Here is a 19,680-nt window from a genome sequence, read left to right on the forward strand (position 1 = left end):
GAGTGACATTCCGACGTTGCAGGAGGGAAAACTCGGCGACGTCAGGGTTTTCATCTGGATGCTAAATTGCTAGTTCTTTCTTTGTTCCTGCCCGTCTCTTGGATGCAAATCGATGCGGGCAGTGACTGAGTGCGACGAAAACGAACGGGAACGCATGAGCGCCGCCTATCTCGAAAAACTCAATGACCGCCAGCGTGAGGCGGTCGAGCACGGTATCGGCTTGCCGGAAGGACAGGTCGGCGGCCCGCTTCTCATCATCGCCGGTGCCGGCTCCGGCAAGACGAATACCCTCGCCCACCGCGTCGCGCATCTCATCGTCAACGGTGCCGATCCGCGCCGCATTCTGCTGATGACCTTTTCTCGACGCGCAGCAGCCGAGATGACCCGCCGGGTCGCGCGCATCTGCCGCCAGGTCCTTGGCGACAACGCTGCAGTCATGACGGACGCGCTCTCCTGGGCCGGCACCTTCCATGGCATCGGCGCCCGGATCCTGCGCATCTACGCCGAACAAATCGGTCTCGGCCCGGATTTTACGATCCACGACCGGGAGGACAGCGCCGATTTGATGAACCTCGTGCGCCACGAGCTCGGCTTCTCGAAGACGGAAAGCCGCTTCCCGACAAAGGGAACGTGCCTTTCGATCTATTCGCGCGTCGTGAACTCCGAAAGCTCGATTGGCGACGTATTGAAGTCGGCCTATCCCTGGGTCACCGGCTGGGACGAACAGCTCAAGGCGCTGTTTGCGGCCTACGTCGATGCCAAACAGGCGCAGAACGTGCTCGATTATGACGATCTCCTGCTCTACTGGGCGCAGATGGTTTCCGATCCGGAGCTTGCCGAAGATATCGGCGGACGCTTCGATCATGTTCTTGTCGACGAGTATCAGGACACCAACAGGCTGCAGGCGTCGATCCTGATGTCGCTCAGACCCGGCGGCCACGGATTGACGGTCGTTGGCGACGACGCCCAGTCGATCTATTCCTTCAGGGCTGCGACGGTTCGCAATATTCTCGATTTCCCGAACGCCTTTTCGCCCGAGCCTGCCGACGTCATCACCCTCGACCGGAACTACCGCTCGACGCAGCCGATCCTCGCCGCTGCGAACGGCGTGATCGGCCTGGCGCGGGAGCGATTTACCAAGAACCTCTGGACGGACAGGCAATCGGAGCAGCGCCCGTTGCTCGTCGCCGTCAAGGACGAAGCGGATCAGGCCGCCTACATCGTGGAGCAGGTTCTCGCTGGCCGCGAGATCGGTATCGCCTTGAAGCAGCAGGCGGTGCTTTTTCGCTCGTCCAATCACAGCGGAACGCTCGAAGTCGAACTCACCCGCCGCAACATTCCGTTCGTGAAATTCGGTGGCCTGAAGTTTCTCGACAGCGCCCATGTGAAGGACCTGCTCGCAGTCCTGCGCTTTGCGCAGAACCCGCGTGACCGCGTCGCAGGTTTCCGGTTGCTGCAGATGCTGCCCGGTATTGGCCCACAGACCGCTGGAAAGATCCTCGATGCGATCGCCGCCGATCCGGAACCGCTCGCGGCTCTTGCTGAGATCCCGCCTCCCGCCAAGACCGGCGAGAACTGGACCGGCTTCGTCGACCTGGTGTCCGGTCTGCGACGGGCCGAGCCTGGATGGCCGCAGGAGATTGGCGCTGCGCGCGCCTGGTATGAGCCCCATCTTGACCGGATCCATGAAGACGCCGACACGCGTAAGGCCGACCTGCTGCAGCTCGAGCAGATTGCCGGCGGCTACCAGAACCGCGAACGTTTCCTGACCGAGCTGACCCTTGACCCGCCCGATGCCACGAGCGACCAGGCGGGCGTGCCGCTGCTCGACGAGGACTATCTGATCCTGTCGACCATCCATTCGGCGAAGGGCCAGGAATGGCGCTCGGTCTTCGTGCTCAACGTCGTCGACGGCTGCATTCCGTCCGATCTCGGCGTGGGCACAACTGCCGAACTCGAAGAGGAGCGGCGGCTGCTCTATGTCGGCATGACACGGGCACGCGATCATCTCTCCCTGGTGACGCCGCAGCGCTTCTTCACCCACGGCCAGAACGCCCAGGGCGACCGGCATGTCTACGCCTCGCGAACCCGCTTCATCCCGGCGACATTGCTTCAGTTTTTCGAGACGACGAGCTGGCCGAAGATCTCGGCAAGCGCCAGCGAGCGAAGCGCCAAGCAGATCCGCATCGACGTCGGCGCCCGCATGCGCTCCATGTGGAAGTGAGCGAAGGCGGTGGCGAGCTCGCCAATTGTGCGCTCGTGTCTGCAGACAGACCAAGCGAGGAGCGCGCGCCGCTCGCCAACCGCCGGTCTGTAGCGTTGTTAGCCTGGCAAGCTCGGCGGCGCGATAAACTGATAGTACGACCACACCGCAACCAAGGCCGCTATCAGTGCCAGCCAAATCAACGCCTTCCGCGGCACAGGGCTGGCCGGCTTCGCCTCCTTTTTCGGCTTTGGTCGTTCAAATTTGATGATGTTGTTGTCGTCCATTCGCTCCCATCCCGAGTAAACTCATACATGTCCCGGTGCGTTCAGCCAGCGCACCGCAATGACATATGCCGCCTAACGTCCTGATTTGGCATCAATAAGATGTGAACGCAGGTTCGCGCCAATCCCAAGCAACATGGCATTCCAGCGCCGTCGTCAAGCCTTCAGGCCCAGTCGTGGCAAGCAAGGGACGTCTGCATCAAGCCGCGCCGTCGCGGCCGAGCCAGGGATCGGGGCCTGGATCGCGGCCCGACGCAACCTGGCCCAGCCGCTCCAGATAATGCGCCCAGCCTTCCGCATGGCCGGCGCATTGTTCGGCGCTGGGCAGACCCGTTTGCGTAAGGCGCAGCAATGTTCCGGGCGGCTGCTCGATCAGGTCGATCTCGATCAGGCTCGAGCCGGGCGGGACAATGTCGCTGCCTTCCCAGCCGAAGCTATAGGCGAGCCGATGCACCGGCACGACCTCGCGGAAAGACCCGCGGGCAAAACGGGCCCCGGTCACGTTGACGAGATAGAGACCGCCGGGCTCCGCCTTGGTGTCGGCCTCCGTTCCCATCCAGCGCAGGATCTTTTCCGGGTCGGTCAAAAGAGCGAACACTGCGGCGGGTGGCGCCGGAATATGCGCTTCGCGGCGGACGACGAGGGCTTCTGGCATCGGTCTTCCCTTTGCTGATTGGCCTGCCTGCGGCTTGAGAGTCCTTCTGCAGGCTGCCGCAATCATAGACCGCCGGGGCGGACGGCGCCACCGTCCGCCCCTGACTTGCGCGCAGCGCGGCGGCGGGAAAGGGCTTGTCCATAGGGCGCTCGACCCTATCCTCTTCGGCATGGATTTGTCCGCCCCCCTTGCCTGGCTCGTGGACGAGGCAAGCGCCTCGCAGGAGCCGGACCGATTCCTGTCCGACCTTGGCCGCCAGCTCGTCGCCGACGGTCTGCCGCTCTCGGGCGGCGCGCTTACGCTCGCCGTGCCGCATCCGATCATCGCCCGCCGCACCTGGCTTTGGCGAGCCGAGACCGGCGTGGTGATCGAGAGCCTGGGGTTTGCCGACGCCGTCTCCGACCGGGCGGGAGAGGAGTGGCTGGCCGGGCTCGGGCCACTGCTGCAACAATCGACCGGTTCGGGGAATGAACGCGCGTCGCTCGGCTGGGCCGGGACGCGCCCGTTCGGCCCGGAAGAGACGGCGCGGCTTGGTGATGTCGCGCGCTTTGCCGTCGCGCCCCTGGCGGTTCTTGCCGAGCGGGCCGCGCTCACCGCTCTGCTCGACGCCTATCTCGGCCGCCGCAGCGCCGCCCGTGTCCGCGCCGGAGCGCTCACCCGCGGCACCGGCGAAACCATTCGCGCGGCCCTACTCTATGCCGATTTGCGCAACTTCACGGCGCTGTCCGAAACATCGGAACCCGCCGTGGTGATCGCGGCCCTCGACGCCTGGTTCGATCGCCTCGCCGGCGCGATCCATGCCTTTGGCGGCGAGGTGCTGAAATTCATCGGCGACGGCGTTCTGGCGATCTTTCCGGTGAGCGGCTCGCCGAGCGAAGCCTGCGACGCGGCCTTGCGCGCGGTCACCGCCGCGCGCGCCGGCATGGCGCATCTCGACCAGGCCCGGCAGGCCGAGGGGCTACCGCCGCTCTCCTTCGGCGTCGCCCTGCACCTCGGCGACATTCTCTGGGGCAATATAGGTGCCGCCGATAGGCTCGACTTCACAGCCATCGGCCCGGCGGTCAATCTCGTCAGCCGCCTGGAGGGCCTGTGCCGGCCGCTCGGCTGCTCCGTGCTGATCTCCGGTTCCGTGGCTGAGGCCGCGTCGACGCCGCTGCTGCCGCTCGGCGAGCATCCCTTGCGCGGCATCGCAGCACCCTGCGCCGTCTTCACCTTGCCGGACGCGTGACGCAGCCCTTCCACGGCCATGCCGTGAACGGCGAAGCGTCCGTCTTCGACGGTTACACGCGCGTGCGCTCCGCCACCCAGTCGGCGACAAGCGGGCGGTAGAGCCAGGGGATGTTGTTGCAGACGTGGTTGCCATCCTCGAAGATGTGCAGTTCGGCTCCACGCGCACAGATATCTGCGCATTTTACCGCTTCGGAGGGTGGAAAGATCTTGTCGCGTCCGCCGTGGAGGATGAGCGCCGGGGCGGTCGGCGGCGGGCAGCGCGCCAGCGTGAAACGGTCGGCACGTTCGCGAACGTCCGCGCCCCCGAGCGAGAAGCGCATGTTGTCGCGATAGACCTGCGGCAGCGCGTCCCAGAACCCACCGAGATCGAAGAAGCCGTTGATGGAGACGACGCCGGCGAGCGTTGGCACGGACGCGGCGGCGCGCAGGGCAAGAAAGCCGCCGAAGGCCATGCCAACGAGCGCGACCTTGCCCGAAAGGCGCGGGTGCGCCTCTACCGACCGGATGGCCGCCTCAACCGCCGGACCGATGTCCGGGCGCAGCGTACCCATCGAACGGCCCTCACCCTGGCCGGGACCGTCGAGCGAAAGGGTCGCAACGCCGCGGGCATGAAAATGCCGCTCGAAGGCCGGGAATTCCTCCTTGGTCGAATCCGAGCCCGGGATGATCAGCGCCAGCGGGTGTGTGCCGTCTCCGTTCGGCACGCGAAGAACGGCCCGAAGTTCGCCGTCCTCAAAGGGCACAGCGACCATCTCGCCAGACGGATCAAGCAAGGGTGCCGCGAGACGGTAGAGTTCCACCTTTCGCGTGGCGGCCCTCGCCTTTGCCTCCAGATCCTCGAAGGCCATGAATTGTCCGAAATGATAAAAAAGGCTGGCGCGGGCATAGGCTTCGCCGGCGGTCACGTTGCGGCCGGCGACCAGAGCCGCAGCGCCGAGCTCTGCGTGACGCTCGCCCTCCTCGCTCCAGGCAGCAAGCCACTTCTGCCAGACGCCGGCTCGCTCGATGACGGCACGTGCGGTTGCCGACGGGATCCCGGCGACCTCCATGCGCGGGAGCCAATGCTCGACGACACTGACCAATCGGTTCTCATTCTGCGTCATGCATGTTCTCCCGCATGATGTAATTGCTTGGGTCCGCCCCCGACGATACGTGTTCGACGGAGACCGGCTGGAGATCCCCGGGATAGCTCCGGGCTTTCGCGCGATAGCGTTGCGCCCCGATCGACAAAGCTTCGGCCGTCTTTCCGTCAAGAACGCGCACGACCTGGGCGGGCACCCCGAGGACCAGAGCGCCGTCCGGGATGACCATGTTTTCCCGCACCAATGCGCCGGCGCCGATCAGGCATCGCTCACCGATCTGCGCGCCGTTGAGGATCGCCGCCCCCATGCCGACGAGGCTTCCCTTGCCGATCCGGCATCCGTGAATTGTGGCGTTGTGTCCGACGGTAACATCCTCGCTTATCTCCACGGGGTATCCGGGATCGGTGTGAACGACGCATCCGTCCTGGACGTTGCAGCCGCGCCGAAGGATGATCGGCTCGTTGTCGCCGCGCAAGACGGCGTTGAACCAGATACTGACATCCTCTTCGAGCCGCACGTCGCCGATCACCACGGCGCCGGGCGCGACGTAAAATCGTCCATTGGCGGGAACGCGCGGCGCGCGCGCGCCCAGCCGGTAAAGACCCGATGAAACCATCAAATATTCTCCGTTCTGCGGCGGCGCTCAGGTCGGCATGGCGAGCAGGATGGACGCCGGCGCATTGGTGCGGTTGGCGAGCGCACGCGCCTCGCCGGGCGCAAGCCGGCAACTGTCGAGAAAGCCGAGCGTGACGCTCTCGCTGCCGGTTTCGACCGTCACCTCTCCGGCAACGACGATGTAGATCTTCTCGACCGTGGCGTCCTTCAGCGACGTATGACCACCGGGCAGGAGGTGCGACAGGCCGATCCAGATCGTATCGGTTGCCGTCGCCTCCTTTCCCTGGAGCCGCAGGCAGTGCATGCCGTAGTGCTCCGGCGCCTCATAGGATCTGGCATCGCCGTAGCGCGTCACCTGCATCGTCCGCTCCTCCTCAGGGCACCAGCAGCACGCGCTCGGGCGTGCCGCGCAGCACCGAGGCGTAGGCCTTGGCGGCGTCGGCAAAGCCATAGACGGTCGCCGGATTGATCGGGAACGGCTTCAACTTGCCTTCCTCGAACTTCGGCTTGAGCTTGTCGAAGATTCGGGCACCCTCGACCGACGACAGCGCCAGCGTGTCGATGCCGATATATTTGTGACGCCCGCGGAAGAAGTTGAAGATATCGAACGGCACGGCGCGGTCGAAGGTGGAAATGAAGACCTGGCGCGCCTGCTTCGCCATCGCGTTGTTGGCGATCTCGAAATAGGGACTGCCGACCGTGTTGAAGACGATGTCGGCCCCGTGGCCGCCGGTCTTTTCGCGCACGATCGCCGCAACGTCATCCTTGGCGCTGTTGAGCATTTCGACCGGCGCGTTGGTGTGCGCCAGAAGCGGCTGCTCATTGTACTCGACCGCAAAGACCTTGGCGCCGGCCATGGTCGCGAGCTGGATGACCGCCTGCCCGACCTTGCCGTTGCCGCCGCAGACGAGCACGACATCCGTCGGCTGCACGCCGCCGGCTTCGCGCAGGCCCTCAAAGGCGGTGATGAACGGCACGCCGATCGAGCCTGCTTCCTGCATGGTGAAATTCGCAGGCTTGGCGCGCACCGCTTTCTGGTCGAGCACCATCCATTTGGCGTGGCTGCCGTCCTGGGTGATGCCGAGTTCGCCGCCCCCGCCCCAGATTTCCATGCCGATCATCGACGACGGTCCTTCGCGCACGATGCCGCCGAAGTCGCGGCCCGGCGTGCGCGGCCAGATGGCGTGCGGCATGTGCCCGAGGGATGCCTTCACGTCGCTGGGATTGACCCCTGCCGCCACGATCTCGACCAGCACCTGCCCGGGACCCGGCCGCGGCACCGCGACATCGACGACGTCGATCTTGAGATTGTCGAGATCGGGGGATTTTTCCGTCACCCTCAGCGCTCGGGCGATCTTCGCGTCCACCTGAATGTTCATTCTATGCCTCCTTGCAGAAATCGATGCCTATGCACGCAGTCCGAGAATTTCGCGGGCCTGGGAGGGCTCGGCGATCCGGCCGCCGAGCTTCTCGATCAGGTCTCTTGCCCGCTCGACCAGTTCGCCATTGCCTTTGGCGAGCACGCCCTTGGCGATGTAGGAGTTGTCCTCCAGGCCAACCCGAACGTGACCGCCGAGCAGATAGGCCTGAACGGCCATCGGGAACGACATCCGCCCGACGCCGAAGCCGGTCCAGACGGCGTCAGCGGGCAGCATCCGCGTCGCGGTCGCCATCACGTCGGTGGTCGAGGGAAAGCCGTATTTGACGCCGGTGACGATCGTGAACATCGCCGGCGACTTCAACACGCCCGCCTTCAGGAGATCCTGCGCCAGCTGGATGTGGCCGGTGTCGAAGACCTCGAGCTCCGGCTTGGAGCCCGCCTCGTTGATAATGTCGGCCATGATCTTGACGTTGGCCGGCGTGTTGATGACGACCTCGGAGCCGAAGGTCATGGTGTTGAGGTCGAGCGTGGCGATATCAGGCTTCAGCGCGACGATGTGCTCGACCCGCTTTTCCGGCCGCATCAGCGTCGTGCGTGGTCCGGCGACCGCCGGGTTCTCGTCGCTCGGGTGGTAGCGGCCACCGGGCCCGGTCGTGACGTTGAGGATCAGCGCCGTGTTCTTGGCCCGGATGAGCTCGACGACCTCGCGGTAGTACTTTAGCTCCATGGAGGGCTTTGCCGTAACCGGATCGCGCACGTGGATGTGGGCGATCGCCGCGCCGGCATCGGCCGCCTCCAGGCAGGCATTGGCGATCTCTTCGGGCGTGACGGGAAGTCCGGGATGGTTTTCCCGCGTCGTAAGATTGCCCGTGACCGCGCAGGTGATGATGACGTTCTGCTGCATCACAAGCCTCCCGCGCCAGGGCGCGACCTGTTTGATCTCTCAGCCATGGTGCGCCACCTTCTTTCCGGAGATCGGAGGCAGCGGCAGGACCGATTGACCCTCCACCAGCTTGAAGTGATAGTTGCAGCTGTAGAAGGGCGCCTCGGCGCCCGGAAACTCCGGGTCCGGGCTATCGTGGCGGAAGAATTTCCCGACGATCTGCTGCTTCGCGCCGAAGACCACGTCGTTGACCAGGGCCTCGTGACTGTCGGAGAAGATCTGGGTGACGAGCGTCTTGTAGCCCGGCGCCGAGACGATGAAGTGGATGTGGGCCGGACGCATCGGTGTCCGCTTCTGCGCTCGCAGCAGGTCGCCAACCGGCCCGTCGGTCGGAACCGGATAGCCTGCCGGCTTCACCGACACGAAGTGAAAATGACCGTCGCCATCCGTGGTGAAACGGCCGCGCAGGTTGAAGTCGTCCTGGGTCTCGTCCTGGTTCTCGTAAAGCCCGACCGGGGACGCCTGCCAGACATCGAGGGTCGCCCCTTCGACGGGTCGGCCGGCTGGATCGGTCACTCGCCCGGTGAAGCAGAGCTGCGATCCCGGCGTATCCGAACGGGCGATGCAGTCGCCGTTTAAGCATTTCGGCGCACCCCCGCGATAGAACGGCCCCAAGAGCGCTGACAGCGTCTCGCCCTGCATGCCGTCATTGTTGATCAGGTCGATCAGCGTCGAAGCGCCGAGCACGTCGGCGGCAAGCACGGTCTCGTTGTGCGCCTCGTTGGTCGCCTGGCCGACCGCCGTGATCCAGCGCAGGGCGTACTCGAATTCCGCCTCGGTCGGGCGCGCTTCCAGCAGGAAGGCGTGCAAATGCCTGACCATCGTGTCCATGATCTGCTTGAGCCGCGGATCGTCGCCGCGCGACATGGCGGCAAGCACCGTCGGCGTGACGTCGGCCTCCTTGGAAATCAGTTTTGCCTCGGGGCTGATATGGCTGTTCATCCCTGTTCTCCTTTCCGCGTCACAGGCCGGACCCGGCGAGCCGAAGTTCGGGCTTGGCCGTCTTCAGGTGCGGATATTTTTCGGTCAGCAGCGACCCGTAGTAATAGGTTTCAGCGAAGGCGCCGGTTGCGCGGATGGCATCGAGCCATCTCTGGATCGCCGGCATCTCCGCCCACATCGAGGACAGTCCGATATCGTCCATCCGGACGATCACCGGCATGATCGCGATATCCGCCAACGTCAGCTGATCGCCCATGACCCACGGCCCGCCATTGTCGGAAAGCCACGCCGCCATGCGCTGAACGCCGCGCTCAAGGCGGCCGAGCGCTTCTTCCATTTCCGGCTCGGGAAAGCCGCTTCGCCCCATCTTCATCAGGAACTCGCGGCGAAGCGGCTTTGCATCGCAGACCGCCTGGAACTCCTCCGCCGTCATCGCCTGATAGTGCGGCAGGAAGGCGAGGTTGTAGGAAGGCACGCGGATCGCCGGTGTCGGCACTTCGTCGATGAAGCGCATCATTGCCCGCATCGTCGCCGCGCCGAAGGCGTCCCTTGGCCGAAGCCCACCAGGGAGAATGTCTTCCAGATACTCCATGATGACGGCGGAATCGGTGACCGCGCGGCCCTGGTGGACGAGCGAGGGCACGACGCCGTTCGGGTTGATCGCCAGATATTCGGGCTTGAGCTGGTCACCGGTGAAGAGATCGAGCTTGTGCTCCTTAAAGGCGAGGCCCTTGGCGTTGAGAACGTATCGCACCCGTTGGCTGCACGTCGATTGAGGGGCGTTGTAGAGGATGAAGTCCTGCATCGTCGCCTCTCAATCCCAGTTGAGGACGCGGGGCAGCTTGCCCTTGCGGGCGAGCGTTCCGATCACGCCGTTCGGGAAGAACATCAGCCCGAGAACCATGACGAAACCGGTCGCGAGAATGTTGATCTCGGAGGCGCCGAGGGTCGCCACGAAGATTTCGTTGAAGGCGACGATCAGGATCGCGCCCACGACCGGCCCCGCAATCGTGCCCTTGCCGCCGAGAATGCACATCAGCACCAGGTTTGCCGAAACGAGGATGATCAGGAAGATGTTCGGCCGGAGATAGGTGAGATACTCACCCCAGACTGCACCGGCCATGCCGACAAAGAAGGCGGACAATGCGAAGGCCAGCACCTTGTAGAAGCGGGTGTTGATCCCGGCGCTTTCCGCTTTGACCTCGTCCTTGGAGAGCGCGCGCAGGCCAAGCCCGAACTTGGAATGCTTGATGCGATAGGTCGCCCACACGGTGAAGGCAGCCATCAGCACGAAGGCGTAGTAGTAGGGCAGCTTCGCCGTCTGAACGGGCAGATCGGTTACCGGCAGCGACAGGCCGTTGGCGCCGCCGATGAACTCCCAGTGGTCGAACAGAATACGGGCGATCATCAGGAGCGCGATCGACGAGATGATGAAGCTCGGGCCACGAACCTTCAGCGTGATGAGGCCGACTAGATAGCCGCAGGCCGCGGCCGCCAACCCGGCGAGCGGTGCCGTCAAGAGCGACGAGATGCCGTATCGCGCCAGGAGCACGCCTGAAAAATAGCCGCCGATCGCGAAGAACACCGCGTGGCCGAGCGAGATATAGCCGGCGAACCCGCCGATGATGTTCCAGCCGCTGGCCATGACCGCATAAGAAGCCGTGAACAGGACAAGGTGCAGCAGGTAGTTGTAGTTGCCGGTTAGTTGCAGGAGCGGCAGGGCGAGCAGCACACCGAGAACGGTGAGAGGGAACCATGTGGCGCGGGTCTGGTCATGCTGGCGCGCAAGCTTCTGGTTGTGAATGCGACGGGCCTCGAGCACCGAGCTCGCGTCGGCTTGTTGTAGGTTTACGGCCATTATGCCAACTCCGGTTTTTCGCCGAACAGGCCCTGGGGACGGATCAGCAGGATGACGAAGAGTGCGAGGAAGAAGGTCATGGTCGACCAGGTGGCGCCCACCCAGGTGCCGACGAATGCGGCGATGACCGACAGGAGAAGAGCGGCGACGACGGTGCCGAGCACGCTGCCCATGCCGCCAAGGACGACGACCGACATCAGCATTGCAATCCATTCCCACTGCTTGGCGGGGAAGAAGCTGAAGACGAAGCTCACCAGCGAACCGGCAGCACCTGCAAGCCCGATGCCTATTGCAAAGGCGATCATGCTGATGAGGTTGACGTTGACGCCGAGCAGTTCGGCGGCCTCGCGGTTCTGCGTGGTGGCGCGGATGGCGTAGCCGAGCCGCGAGTAGTTGAGGAACAGCGTCAGCGCGCCGATGATCGCGAGTGACACACAGCCGGCATAGAGTTGCCCTTTCGGGATGAACAGGCTGCCGATGAAGAAGGCGTCCGTCGCATATTCCGGCGAGGTCACGCGCTGGGTGTTGGTGAAGGCGGCGCCGAGGAAGCCTTCAACGATCATCGCCAGCGCGAAGGTAAGAAGTACCGTCATTTCCGAGTAGCGGGCGCTTTTGGCCTGGCTCTCGAACATCAGGCGATAGAGCAGCACGCCGATCGCCGCCATGATCAGTGCCGCGATCGGCAGCGTGGCGATCGGGTCGAGGCCCCAGAGCTTGAAGGCCCAATAGCTGACATAGGCGCCGCAGATGATCAGCGACGGATGGGCCAGGTTGACGATGCGCATGACGCCGAAGACCAGCGAAAGTCCGGACCCCATCAGCGCGATTACGCCGCCGAGCGCGAGGCCGAGTATCAGTATCTGAAGAATGTCTGTCATCACGTCCTCCGCTACGCGACCTTGCGGCCGCCGAGGTAAAGTTCCTGGATGCGCGGGTCCGCCAGAACCGCCTCGGCCGGCCCCTCGAAGAGGGTGCGGCCGAGATCGAGCACAACGCCCCAGTCGGAATTCTTGAGGCCCATCATCGCGTTCTGCTCGACGAGCAGGACGGTGACGCCCTCCTGAGACATCATCTTCATGATGTCGAACATCTCCTGGACGATCTTCGGCGCCAGCCCGAGGGAGGGCTCGTCGAGCATGACGATGTCGGGCTTGACGATCAGCGTGCGCGCCATCGCAAGCGTCTGCTGCTGGCCGCCCGACATGGTGCCGGCATGCTGGTCGGCGCGCTCGCGCAGCACCGGAAAGCGCTCGAGGATTTCGTCGATGCGGCGGTCACGAAGCTTTGCGTCGTTGAGCACATATCCGCCCATGCGCAGGTTTTCGCGCACCGTCATCTTCGGAAACAGCGCCCGTTCCTGCGGTACGAAACAGATGCCCTTGCGCAGGATCTGGTCAGGGCGCAGGCCGTTCAGCCGCTCGCCTTTGAAGATGACGTCGCCCTTGCGGATCGTCAGCATTCCGCAGATCGCTTTCAGCAGCGTCGATTTGCCGGCGCCGTTCGGGCCGATGATGCAGTGGACCTTGCCTGGCTCGACCGTCAGCCGCGCGCCATCGAGAATGGCCGGGCCGTCGCCATAGCCGGCGGTGATATTGGTGACTTGCAGGAGATCGCTCATCAGGCCGCTTCCTCTTCCAGTACGCCGCCCAGATAGGCTTCGAGCACATGCGGATCGCGACGCACCACATCGGGCGTGCCGTCGCAGATCACCCGCCCGTGCGCCATGACCACGACGCGGTGCGAGAGCCGCATGATCAGGTCCATGTTGTGTTCGACGATCAGCACCGTCAGGCCCTTGGCGTTGAGCGCCCGGATGTGGCCGACGATCTCTTCGAGCAGCGTCGGGTTGACGCCGCCGGCGGGCTCGTCGAGCAGGATGATTTTCGGATCGGCCATCAGCAACGCTGCCAGATCCATCAGCTTCTTCTGGCCGTAGGACAGGTTGTGCCCATCCTCGTAGGCAATGCGGGTGATCCCGAGGAAATCGAGGATCGACATTGCCTTGTCGCGCTCTTCCGCCGAGACCGCCGGCCGGAACAGGTCGGCAAAGCCGCGGCAGCGCGCCTGCACGATCACGTTTTCCAGCACCGTCATGTCAGCGAGGTTGCGCGAGATCTGGAAGGTCCGGCTCAGGCCCTTTGCCGTGATCTTGTGCGGACGCAGATTGTCGATCCGCTCGCCATCCAGCCAGACCTCGCCCGAGGTCGGGACGACGGTGCGGCTGATGCAATTGAAGGCCGTGGTCTTGCCGGCGCCGTTCGGCCCGATGAGTGCCGTGATCGAGCCTTTCTCGACCTTGAAGCTTGCGCCGTCCACGGCGCGAATTCCGCCGTAGTGCTTGCACAGGTTCTTAACCTCGAGCATCCGCGCGATCTCCTTGTACTAGAAATTGGGTAGTAGATGCCTGCCGATCGGGAGGGCGCCTCGCGAGCGAAACACCCTCCTCTGCCTCGCAAAGGGTCAGAAACCGGACTTGGGATAGCGGAAGGGCACGATGCCCTCGAACTGGCCGGTCGGGTAGACGAAGGTCAGCTTGCCATCCTGCCACTGGGTCATGATGTGCGACTTTTCGACGGGCAGGCCGAGATCGTCCCAGCTGAAATCGCCGAGCACTGTCTGGACAGGCTGTTCCTTGGTGCGGGCGTGCAGCCATTCGCCCATCTTGGCGTTATCCGTGCTGCCGGCGCCAACCATGGCCTGCTCGATACCCTGGCAGACGGCGAAGGGGATGGCGCTGTCTTCATCCGGCTCGACACCATATTCGGCTTCGAACGCCTTCACAAAATCGGCGTTGTCGAAGGGCTTTCCGGCAAGCGTGCTCTTGAACGGAACATCCTTGTGCCAGGTGGTGTGGATGACGACGCCATCGGCCGCGTCGTTCCCCACACCCTCGATGAACTCCGTCTGGGCACCCTGGCTGAGATAGACGAGCTTTGCCGATGCGCCGACGGTCTTGAGCGCCCGCATGAGCTGGACCGCCTCTTCCGCAGAAGCCGTCAGGCCGACGATCATTTCAGCGCCGGAGCGCTTGATCGAATTGGCAAGGTTCAGCCAGTCGTTGAAGCCTTCCTCGGGCCACTTCTCCTCCATCACCACCTCGATGCCGGCTTCCTTGAAGTAACCGGGCGCGAGGTCGGCGATTTCCTTGTCGTTGGCGGGATCGATCACCTTCTGGCCGAGAAGGCCGGTGGCGATCGCATTGGCGAAGAAGTCGTCGGCATGGACGACGGCGACTGTCTTCGGCGCATCCGCCGGATCCTTGACCTCCTTCAGGAGGCCGATCACGTCCTTGCCGGTGTATTCGGCAGCATTGACCTGGAAATAGAAGAGGTTCTTGTAGCCCTGGGCATAGATCCGGAGCGCACCGCCCGAGGGAACCGGGTGAACCATGTTGTACTTGGACAGAACGTTGCCGACCGGAAAGGTCAAGCGGCTCGAGAACGTACCGTAGACGGCATCGACCTTGTCGACATTGATGAAGCGTTCGTACTGATTGATGGCCGTCGCAGGGTCGGAGCGATTGTCGCTGACGATCAGCTCCACCTGCTTGCCGAGAATGCCGCCCGCTTCATTGATGAGCTTGTTGCAGAGTTCGTAGCCCCGCTTATGCTTCTCGCCGCTGACCGAAAGGCCACCGGTGATCGGCAGCGATGCGCCGATCCGTATTGTTTCCGCAGCGCTCGCAACGGTGCTTGCCGAAAGCACACTGACGGTTGCTGCCGCGATCAGCCGATTGAGTCCCATTTTGTCTCCTCCCAGACATTTGCGCGCAATCGTTTGCATTGAAGCGAAAAACAAATCGCCCGGCCACGCCGGACGACACTTGCGCACTGTTCGATCGACGGCAGGCCAGCTCCTCAACTGCCCCGCCGCAAACTGAATATGCAAACGATTGCACATGGGCGATTATGCGCACCGTTTGCGCTTTGTCAAGCATCCATGCGAACGATTGCAAAACCTCCGGCAAGATTTTAAATGGAGGCGAGAGGTGACACATGCAGAAGAAACGAACCACGCTGAAGGACATTGCGCGCGCGACCGGCGTTCATGTGTCGACCGTATCGCGCGCCCTTGACCCGACCGAGCGCAAGAGCATCACGCCAGAGGTTGTGGCGAAGATCCAGGCCGCGGCGGAACGCCTGGATTATCGCCCCAACCGCATCGCCTTCGGGCTTCGCACCAACCGGACGATGACGGTCGGCGTCGTCATTCCGGATATCACCAACCCGATTTTCCCACCGATCCTGCGCGGGATCGAAAGCGTTCTGGAACCGCTCGGCTATGCGTCGATCATCGTCAACACCGACAGCGAGCGCGAGCGCGAGGTTCGCCTTCTCGAAGTGTTGCGCGATCGCGGTGTCGACGGACTTATCCATGCAGCGGTGCTCAGAAGCGACCCCTCGATCGCCAAGGCCGCCCAGGACGGCCTGTCGGTGGTGACGCTGAACCGGCGCGTGGAGAATTCGAACATCCCCTATGTCATCAATGACGAGGACATGGGCATCTGCGAAATGCTGCGCCACCTGACGAAACTCGGCCACCGGCGGATCGCGCATCTGGCCGGGCCGCAGGATCTCTCGACCGGGCAGCTACGCCTGGCCGCCTTCCGCAACGCCGCCAAGAGAATGTCGATCGACATCGACCCGCAGCTCATCGTCACCGCCATGCGCTTCGATGAGGACGAAGGCGCCCGCTGCACGCGCGAGCTGCTCGCCTCCGGACACGACTTTACCGCCGTGCTCTGCGCAAATGACCGCCTGGCGCTCGGCTGCATCGACGTCTTGCGGGAGAACGGCCTCGACTGTCCATCGGACATTTCCGTCAGCGGCTTCAACGACATGCCGTTCCTGCAACTCGCGCGTCCAAGGCTCACCACCGTCCGCATCCAGCAGTATGATGCGGGCATCACCGCCGCATCGATCCTGCTGCGCCTGATGAATGCCGGCGCGGACGACGACATTCCGCTCGAGACCGTGCTGCCGGTGGAGCTCCTGGAACGCGAAAGCACGGGACCGGTGGCAGCGCAGAAGCGCTGACAATACCCAGACGGCAGTTCGCGACGGATCGGCGGTTTCGGCCCCTTCGCACCGCTTTTCCCCTGCGAACGCCTCTGCGCGGGCGTTCGCCGCGAACCTTTATGCAATCGATTGCCTATTGTTTCATGCAATCGATTGCCCTAAGGTCGCATCGATCAACCGTCAAATTGCCGGGCGGACGTTTCCGTCGGCTTGAAAGACATCACGTCAAGAGGGAGGAACTTATGGCGTATCCGCGGTCCTTGGTTGGAAAGACAGTTCTCGTCATCGGCGGAAACGGCGCAATCGGCGCCGCGACAGGGCGCCTGTTTGCAGATGCGGGAGCGACCGTGCTGATCACCCACACGCCGCGTGAACAGGGGGCCGCAAGCGCGGACGCGGTGATTTCCTCCCTTGCGAATGCTGAACGTCATGCCCGATATGCCGTCGACATCACAGATTCCCGCGCTCTTGGCGACCTTGCCCGCACCATCGAACAGAAGTTCGGCAAGCTCGATGTGCTGGTCAATGCCGCGGGCTTCACCAAGCCTATCGCCCACCGGGATCTCGACGCGCTGACGGATGAACTGATCGACGACATCTTCAAGGTGAACTGGCGAAGCCAGTTCGCGGCGATCCGCGCCTTCGCGCCACTTTTGAAAAAATCCGGCGACGGGCTCGTCGTCTCCATCTCGTCGATCGCCGCCTTCACCGGTATTGGCTCGAATATCGCCTATTGCGCCGCCAAGGCCGGCATCGACGTGCTGACCAAGGCGCTCGCCCGCGCCCTTGCCCCGGAAATCCGGGTCCTTGCAGTTTCTCCTGGTGTCGTCGACACGCAATTCGTCCCCGGGCGAGGCTCGGACTTCAACGACAAGGTCGCGTCCTCGACCCCGCTCGGCCGCATCGGCGAAGTCGACGACATCGCCGCCGCCATCCTGGCGAGCGCGACGTTGCTCGGCTTTTCGACCGGCCACATCATCCAGGTGGATGGCGGCCGGGCGCTCTGAGACCACAGAACTCCGCATCCGCGCGACAGAGTGGTCGCGCGGATGTCTCGTCCCTCCTATAGTCCAGGGCACAGCGACGGCGCGGATAACGGTTGCAGGAAGGTAGGGACGAAATGGTCGAAAAGGTCATCGATAACACTCAGGCGTCTCGATTCGAGCTGCCGATCGGCGACGAGATCGCCGTTGCCTACTATCGGCTGGAGGACGGCCGGGTCGTTCTCACGCACACGGAAGTGCCGCAGACCCTGTCGGGACAGGGGATCGGCACGCGGCTTGCGACCGGCGTCTTCGACATTCTTCGCGCGCGAAACGCACGGGTGATCGCCAAGTGCCCGTTTATGGCCGCTTTTGCGGCCAAACACCCCGAATATATGGCGCTTCTCGACGGCTGAGCGCCCGGCAATGCTGAGCCAGACGGTGGCCGTGACCACCGCCTGGCTGGATGACGGGCAGCGCGCCCAGGACCTCAGTCTTGAGGCGGCGTCTGGTCAACCCCGTCGAGCAAGGCGCGACGGATCGCGAAAAGCGCTGGAGGCAATCGTTGGCCGAAGGACTGCAGCAAGGCGTCGTGGCTTTGCAGCTCCTTGGCGAGTTCGGCCGGATCGAGCTTCATCAGCGCGTCGAAGGTCTGGCGGTCATAGTCGAGGCCATGCCAGTCGATGTCGTCATAGCCCGGCACAAGGCCGATCGACGTGGCTTCTCCATCGCCGGTGTTCTCCGTCCTCTGCACGATCCATTTGAGCACGCGCATATTTTGCCGGAAGCCCGGCCAGAGAAATGCACCGTCCTCGTCACGCCGGAACCAGTTGACGCGGAAGATTGCCGGCGCATTCACAAGCCGGTCGCCCATCGAAAGCCAGTGGGCAAAATAGTCGGCCATGTTGTAGCCGCAGAAAGGCAGCATCGCGAAGGGATCGCGCCGGGTCGCGGCCTGATTTTCCGCGGCCGCCGTCGCTTCCGACCCCAGCGTTGCCGCCCAGTAGATGCCCTCGCGCCAGTCCCTTGCCTCAAAGACGAGCGGAAAAGTGTGGGAAAGCCGCCCGCCGAAGATGAAGGCCGAGATCGGCACGCCGGCGGGGTGCGCGGCCGATGGGTCCATGCTCGGGCAGCGGTCGCGCGAAACGGTGAAACGGGCGTTCGGATGCGCGGCCGGGCGACCGGCCTGAGGCGTCCAGTCGAGACCGCGCCAGTCCACCAACGCCGGCGGCGCCTCCTCCGTCAAGCCCTCCCACCAGACGTCGCCGTCGGGCGTCAGCGCGCAATTGGTGAAGATGGTCTCGCGCGCGATCGCCGCCATCATGTTGGGATTGGTCTTCTCGTTGGTGCCCGGGGCAACCCCGAAGAAGCCCGTTTCCGGATTGATGGCCCGCAGCCTGCCGTCCGCATCCGGCCGGATCCAGGCGATGTCGTCGCCGACCGTCTTGACCTTCCATCCCGCAAAACCCTCGGGCGGCAGAAGCATGGCGAAATTGGTCTTGCCGCAGGCGGACGGAAAGGCGGCCGCGACATAGGTCGTTTTCCCAGTGGGATCCTCCACGCCCATGATCAGCATGTGCTCGGCAAGCCACCCCTCCTGTCGGCCCTTCAGCGAGGCCGTGCGCAGTGCCAGGCACTTTTTCCCGAGAAGCGCATTGCCGCCGTAGCCGGAACCGAAGGATGCGATCGAGCCGTCGTCCTGGAAGCTCACAATATATTTGTGCTCCGCGTTGCAGGGCCACGGCACATCGCGGTCGCCGGGCGCGAGCGGGGCTCCGACCGAGTGCAGGCAGCGCACGAATTCGCGCGTGCCAAGTGCGCGCAGGACCGGCAGGCCGATATGCGCCATCAACTTCATGCTGACCGCGACATAGGCGGAATCGGTGATCTGAACCCCGATCATCGCAAGGTCCGAGCCGGGTTCCCCCATGGAGAACGGGATCACATACATGGTGCGCCCGCGCATCGATCCCTTGAACAATCGCGAAAGCTCGACGCGCATGCTGGCCGGATCTGCCCAATTGTTGGTGGGCCCTGCGTCCTCCCGACTGGAGGTGCAGACGAAAGTGCGATGTTCGAGGCGGGCGACATCGCCGGGATCGGAGCGGCAGAGGAACGAGTTTGGGCGCTTCGCTTCGTTCAACCGGATAAAGGTGCCCGCGGCGACAAGGGTGCTGCACAGACGCCTGTATTCCGCATCGCTGCCGTCGCAGACATGGACCTGATCCGGTTCGCACAGGGCCCGAACCTCGTCGATCCATTGGCTGAGAACGGGGTTGGTTATGACAGTCGGGTCTTGCATGGATGCGTCTCTCGCTTGGCAATAATGAATTCGGTCCGCGCGGCCCGCCTCCCGAACTCACATGTTCGGATAGACCGGGCCTTCACCGCCTTGGGGCGGCACCCAGTTGATGTTCTGGTTCGGGTCCTTGATGTCGCAGGTCTTGCAGTGCACGCAGTTCTGCGCGTTGATGACGAAGACTTGC

The 19,680-nt window shown here is 63.8% G+C and carries 21 protein-coding genes; 5 read left to right on the top strand and 16 right to left on the bottom strand.

The annotated features are described in order from the left end of the window. Positions 1-154: 154 nt before the first annotated feature. Positions 155-2,224: an ATP-dependent helicase gene (locus tag BLU15_RS18680; protein ID WP_060606110.1), complete on the top strand. Its 2,070-nt coding sequence runs from the start codon at positions 155-157 to the stop codon at positions 2,222-2,224. A 98-nt stretch (positions 2,225-2,322) separates the two neighbouring features. On the opposite strand, the gene BLU15_RS18685 is transcribed toward BLU15_RS18680, so the two are convergent. Together BLU15_RS18685 and BLU15_RS18690 are read right to left on the bottom strand one after the other, a co-directional pair. Beyond that, positions 2,323-2,490 carry a hypothetical protein gene (locus tag BLU15_RS18685; protein WP_089042981.1) on the bottom strand — a complete coding sequence of 56 codons (168 nt, stop codon included), beginning with the start codon at positions 2,488-2,490 and terminating at the stop codon, positions 2,323-2,325. A gap of 196 nt (positions 2,491-2,686) precedes the next feature. Next, a complete protein-coding gene (locus BLU15_RS18690) occupies positions 2,687-3,142 on the bottom strand; it encodes an SRPBCC family protein (RefSeq protein ID WP_034789805.1) in 456 nt (151 codons plus the stop codon). A gap of 169 nt (positions 3,143-3,311) precedes the next feature. Here BLU15_RS18690 and BLU15_RS18695 point away from each other — a divergent pair, with 169 nt between their 5' ends. After that, positions 3,312-4,370: an adenylate/guanylate cyclase domain-containing protein gene (locus BLU15_RS18695; RefSeq protein ID WP_060606113.1), complete on the top strand. Its 1,059-nt coding sequence runs from the start codon at positions 3,312-3,314 to the stop codon at positions 4,368-4,370. A 52-nt stretch (positions 4,371-4,422) separates the two neighbouring features. Here the strand turns inward: BLU15_RS18695 and BLU15_RS18700 are convergent, their stop codons facing one another. The 12 genes from BLU15_RS18700 to BLU15_RS18755 form a co-directional block, all read right to left on the bottom strand. Beyond that, complete coding sequence (locus BLU15_RS18700; protein WP_060606117.1) at positions 4,423-5,475, bottom strand: alpha/beta hydrolase family protein; 1,053 nt, start codon at positions 5,473-5,475, stop codon at positions 4,423-4,425. After that, the gene (locus BLU15_RS18705; RefSeq protein WP_090297081.1) at positions 5,462-6,070 is read right to left on the bottom strand and encodes a gamma carbonic anhydrase family protein; all 609 of its coding nucleotides are present in this window, start codon (positions 6,068-6,070) and stop codon (positions 5,462-5,464) included. The genes BLU15_RS18700 and BLU15_RS18705 overlap by 14 nt, the downstream gene beginning before the upstream one ends. Before the next feature lie 27 nt (positions 6,071-6,097). Further along, the gene (locus BLU15_RS18710) at positions 6,098-6,430 is read right to left on the bottom strand and encodes a cupin domain-containing protein (RefSeq protein WP_060519216.1); all 333 of its coding nucleotides are present in this window, start codon (positions 6,428-6,430) and stop codon (positions 6,098-6,100) included. A gap of 13 nt (positions 6,431-6,443) precedes the next feature. Then, positions 6,444-7,448, bottom strand: coding sequence for a quinone oxidoreductase family protein (locus tag BLU15_RS18715; RefSeq protein ID WP_051659175.1), 1,005 nt, complete (start codon positions 7,446-7,448; stop codon positions 6,444-6,446). A 27-nt stretch (positions 7,449-7,475) separates the two neighbouring features. Continuing rightward, positions 7,476-8,354, bottom strand: a complete 879-nt coding sequence (locus BLU15_RS18720) for a beta-keto acid cleavage family enzyme (RefSeq protein ID WP_090297084.1) — start codon at positions 8,352-8,354, stop codon at positions 7,476-7,478. A gap of 39 nt (positions 8,355-8,393) precedes the next feature. Then, positions 8,394-9,335 carry a dioxygenase family protein gene (locus BLU15_RS18725; RefSeq protein WP_082572812.1) on the bottom strand — a complete coding sequence of 314 codons (942 nt, stop codon included), beginning with the start codon at positions 9,333-9,335 and terminating at the stop codon, positions 8,394-8,396. A gap of 19 nt (positions 9,336-9,354) precedes the next feature. Next, positions 9,355-10,140, bottom strand: coding sequence for a glutathione S-transferase family protein (locus tag BLU15_RS18730; RefSeq protein WP_051659176.1), 786 nt, complete (start codon positions 10,138-10,140; stop codon positions 9,355-9,357). A gap of 9 nt (positions 10,141-10,149) precedes the next feature. Further along, positions 10,150-11,193: a branched-chain amino acid ABC transporter permease gene (locus tag BLU15_RS18735; RefSeq protein ID WP_034789818.1), complete on the bottom strand. Its 1,044-nt coding sequence runs from the start codon at positions 11,191-11,193 to the stop codon at positions 10,150-10,152. Then, positions 11,193-12,071 (bottom strand): branched-chain amino acid ABC transporter permease, encoded by an 879-nt coding sequence (locus tag BLU15_RS18740; RefSeq protein WP_034789820.1) that lies wholly within the window; start codon positions 12,069-12,071, stop codon positions 11,193-11,195. Before BLU15_RS18740 ends, BLU15_RS18735 begins: the two co-directional genes overlap by 1 nt. Before the next feature lie 11 nt (positions 12,072-12,082). Beyond that, positions 12,083-12,811, bottom strand: coding sequence for an ABC transporter ATP-binding protein (locus BLU15_RS18745; protein ID WP_034789822.1), 729 nt, complete (start codon positions 12,809-12,811; stop codon positions 12,083-12,085). After that, positions 12,811-13,557, bottom strand: coding sequence for an ABC transporter ATP-binding protein (locus tag BLU15_RS18750; protein WP_034789824.1), 747 nt, complete (start codon positions 13,555-13,557; stop codon positions 12,811-12,813). The genes BLU15_RS18745 and BLU15_RS18750 overlap by 1 nt, the downstream gene beginning before the upstream one ends. Before the next feature lie 96 nt (positions 13,558-13,653). After that, positions 13,654-14,937 (bottom strand): amino acid ABC transporter substrate-binding protein, encoded by a 1,284-nt coding sequence (locus tag BLU15_RS18755; RefSeq protein ID WP_090297086.1) that lies wholly within the window; start codon positions 14,935-14,937, stop codon positions 13,654-13,656. A gap of 251 nt (positions 14,938-15,188) precedes the next feature. On the opposite strand from BLU15_RS18755, the gene BLU15_RS18760 reads away from it, so the two are divergent. From BLU15_RS18760 to BLU15_RS18770, 3 genes are all read left to right on the top strand, one after another. After that, complete coding sequence (locus BLU15_RS18760) at positions 15,189-16,229, top strand: LacI family DNA-binding transcriptional regulator (protein ID WP_089042977.1); 1,041 nt, start codon at positions 15,189-15,191, stop codon at positions 16,227-16,229. 224 nt (positions 16,230-16,453) lie between these two features. Continuing rightward, a complete protein-coding gene (locus BLU15_RS18765) occupies positions 16,454-17,218 on the top strand; it encodes an SDR family NAD(P)-dependent oxidoreductase (protein WP_090297088.1) in 765 nt (254 codons plus the stop codon). 113 nt (positions 17,219-17,331) lie between these two features. Then, positions 17,332-17,610, top strand: a complete 279-nt coding sequence (locus tag BLU15_RS18770) for a GNAT family N-acetyltransferase (RefSeq protein ID WP_060606140.1) — start codon at positions 17,332-17,334, stop codon at positions 17,608-17,610. 74 nt (positions 17,611-17,684) lie between these two features. Here BLU15_RS18770 and BLU15_RS18775 read toward each other — a convergent pair whose 3' ends face one another. Beyond that, a complete protein-coding gene (locus BLU15_RS18775) occupies positions 17,685-19,496 on the bottom strand; it encodes a phosphoenolpyruvate carboxykinase (GTP) (protein WP_090297090.1) in 1,812 nt (603 codons plus the stop codon). 57 nt (positions 19,497-19,553) lie between these two features. After that, on the bottom strand, positions 19,554-19,680 hold a 127-nt coding region (locus tag BLU15_RS18780; RefSeq protein ID WP_143034228.1), incomplete at its 5' end, for a 4Fe-4S dicluster domain-containing protein.

It is taken from the genome of Ensifer sp. YR511 (assembly GCF_900103045.1).
Lineage (GTDB): Bacteria > Pseudomonadota > Alphaproteobacteria > Rhizobiales > Rhizobiaceae > Ensifer > Ensifer adhaerens.

Excerpts from the sequence above, each read along its gene's own strand:
- BLU15_RS18715 (WP_051659175.1), bottom strand. The coding sequence starts at position 7,448 with ATGAACATTCAGGTGGACGCGAAGATCGCCCGAGCGCTGAGGGTGACG.
- BLU15_RS18735 (WP_034789818.1), bottom strand. The coding sequence starts at position 11,193 with ATGGCCGTAAACCTACAACAAGCCGACGCGAGCTCGGTGCTCGAGGCC.
- BLU15_RS18710 (WP_060519216.1), bottom strand. The coding sequence starts at position 6,430 with ATGCAGGTGACGCGCTACGGCGATGCCAGATCCTATGAGGCGCCGGAG.
- BLU15_RS18775 (WP_090297090.1), bottom strand. The coding sequence starts at position 19,496 with ATGCAAGACCCGACTGTCATAACCAACCCCGTTCTCAGCCAATGGATC.
- BLU15_RS18740 (WP_034789820.1), bottom strand. The coding sequence starts at position 12,071 with ATGACAGACATTCTTCAGATACTGATACTCGGCCTCGCGCTCGGCGGC.
- BLU15_RS18760 (WP_089042977.1), top strand. The coding sequence starts at position 15,189 with ATGCAGAAGAAACGAACCACGCTGAAGGACATTGCGCGCGCGACCGGC.
- BLU15_RS18765 (WP_090297088.1), top strand. The coding sequence starts at position 16,454 with ATGGCGTATCCGCGGTCCTTGGTTGGAAAGACAGTTCTCGTCATCGGC.
- BLU15_RS18755 (WP_090297086.1), bottom strand. The coding sequence starts at position 14,937 with ATGGGACTCAATCGGCTGATCGCGGCAGCAACCGTCAGTGTGCTTTCG.
- BLU15_RS18685 (WP_089042981.1), bottom strand. The coding sequence starts at position 2,490 with ATGGACGACAACAACATCATCAAATTTGAACGACCAAAGCCGAAAAAG.
- BLU15_RS18745 (WP_034789822.1), bottom strand. The coding sequence starts at position 12,811 with ATGAGCGATCTCCTGCAAGTCACCAATATCACCGCCGGCTATGGCGAC.
- BLU15_RS18680 (WP_060606110.1), top strand. The coding sequence starts at position 155 with ATGAGCGCCGCCTATCTCGAAAAACTCAATGACCGCCAGCGTGAGGCG.
- BLU15_RS18720 (WP_090297084.1), bottom strand. The coding sequence starts at position 8,354 with ATGCAGCAGAACGTCATCATCACCTGCGCGGTCACGGGCAATCTTACG.
- BLU15_RS18690 (WP_034789805.1), bottom strand. The coding sequence starts at position 3,142 with ATGCCAGAAGCCCTCGTCGTCCGCCGCGAAGCGCATATTCCGGCGCCA.
- BLU15_RS18730 (WP_051659176.1), bottom strand. The coding sequence starts at position 10,140 with ATGCAGGACTTCATCCTCTACAACGCCCCTCAATCGACGTGCAGCCAA.
- BLU15_RS18700 (WP_060606117.1), bottom strand. The coding sequence starts at position 5,475 with ATGACGCAGAATGAGAACCGATTGGTCAGTGTCGTCGAGCATTGGCTC.
- BLU15_RS18725 (WP_082572812.1), bottom strand. The coding sequence starts at position 9,335 with ATGAACAGCCATATCAGCCCCGAGGCAAAACTGATTTCCAAGGAGGCC.
- BLU15_RS18705 (WP_090297081.1), bottom strand. The coding sequence starts at position 6,070 with ATGGTTTCATCGGGTCTTTACCGGCTGGGCGCGCGCGCGCCGCGCGTT.
- BLU15_RS18695 (WP_060606113.1), top strand. The coding sequence starts at position 3,312 with ATGGATTTGTCCGCCCCCCTTGCCTGGCTCGTGGACGAGGCAAGCGCC.
- BLU15_RS18770 (WP_060606140.1), top strand. The coding sequence starts at position 17,332 with ATGGTCGAAAAGGTCATCGATAACACTCAGGCGTCTCGATTCGAGCTG.
- BLU15_RS18750 (WP_034789824.1), bottom strand. The coding sequence starts at position 13,557 with ATGCTCGAGGTTAAGAACCTGTGCAAGCACTACGGCGGAATTCGCGCC.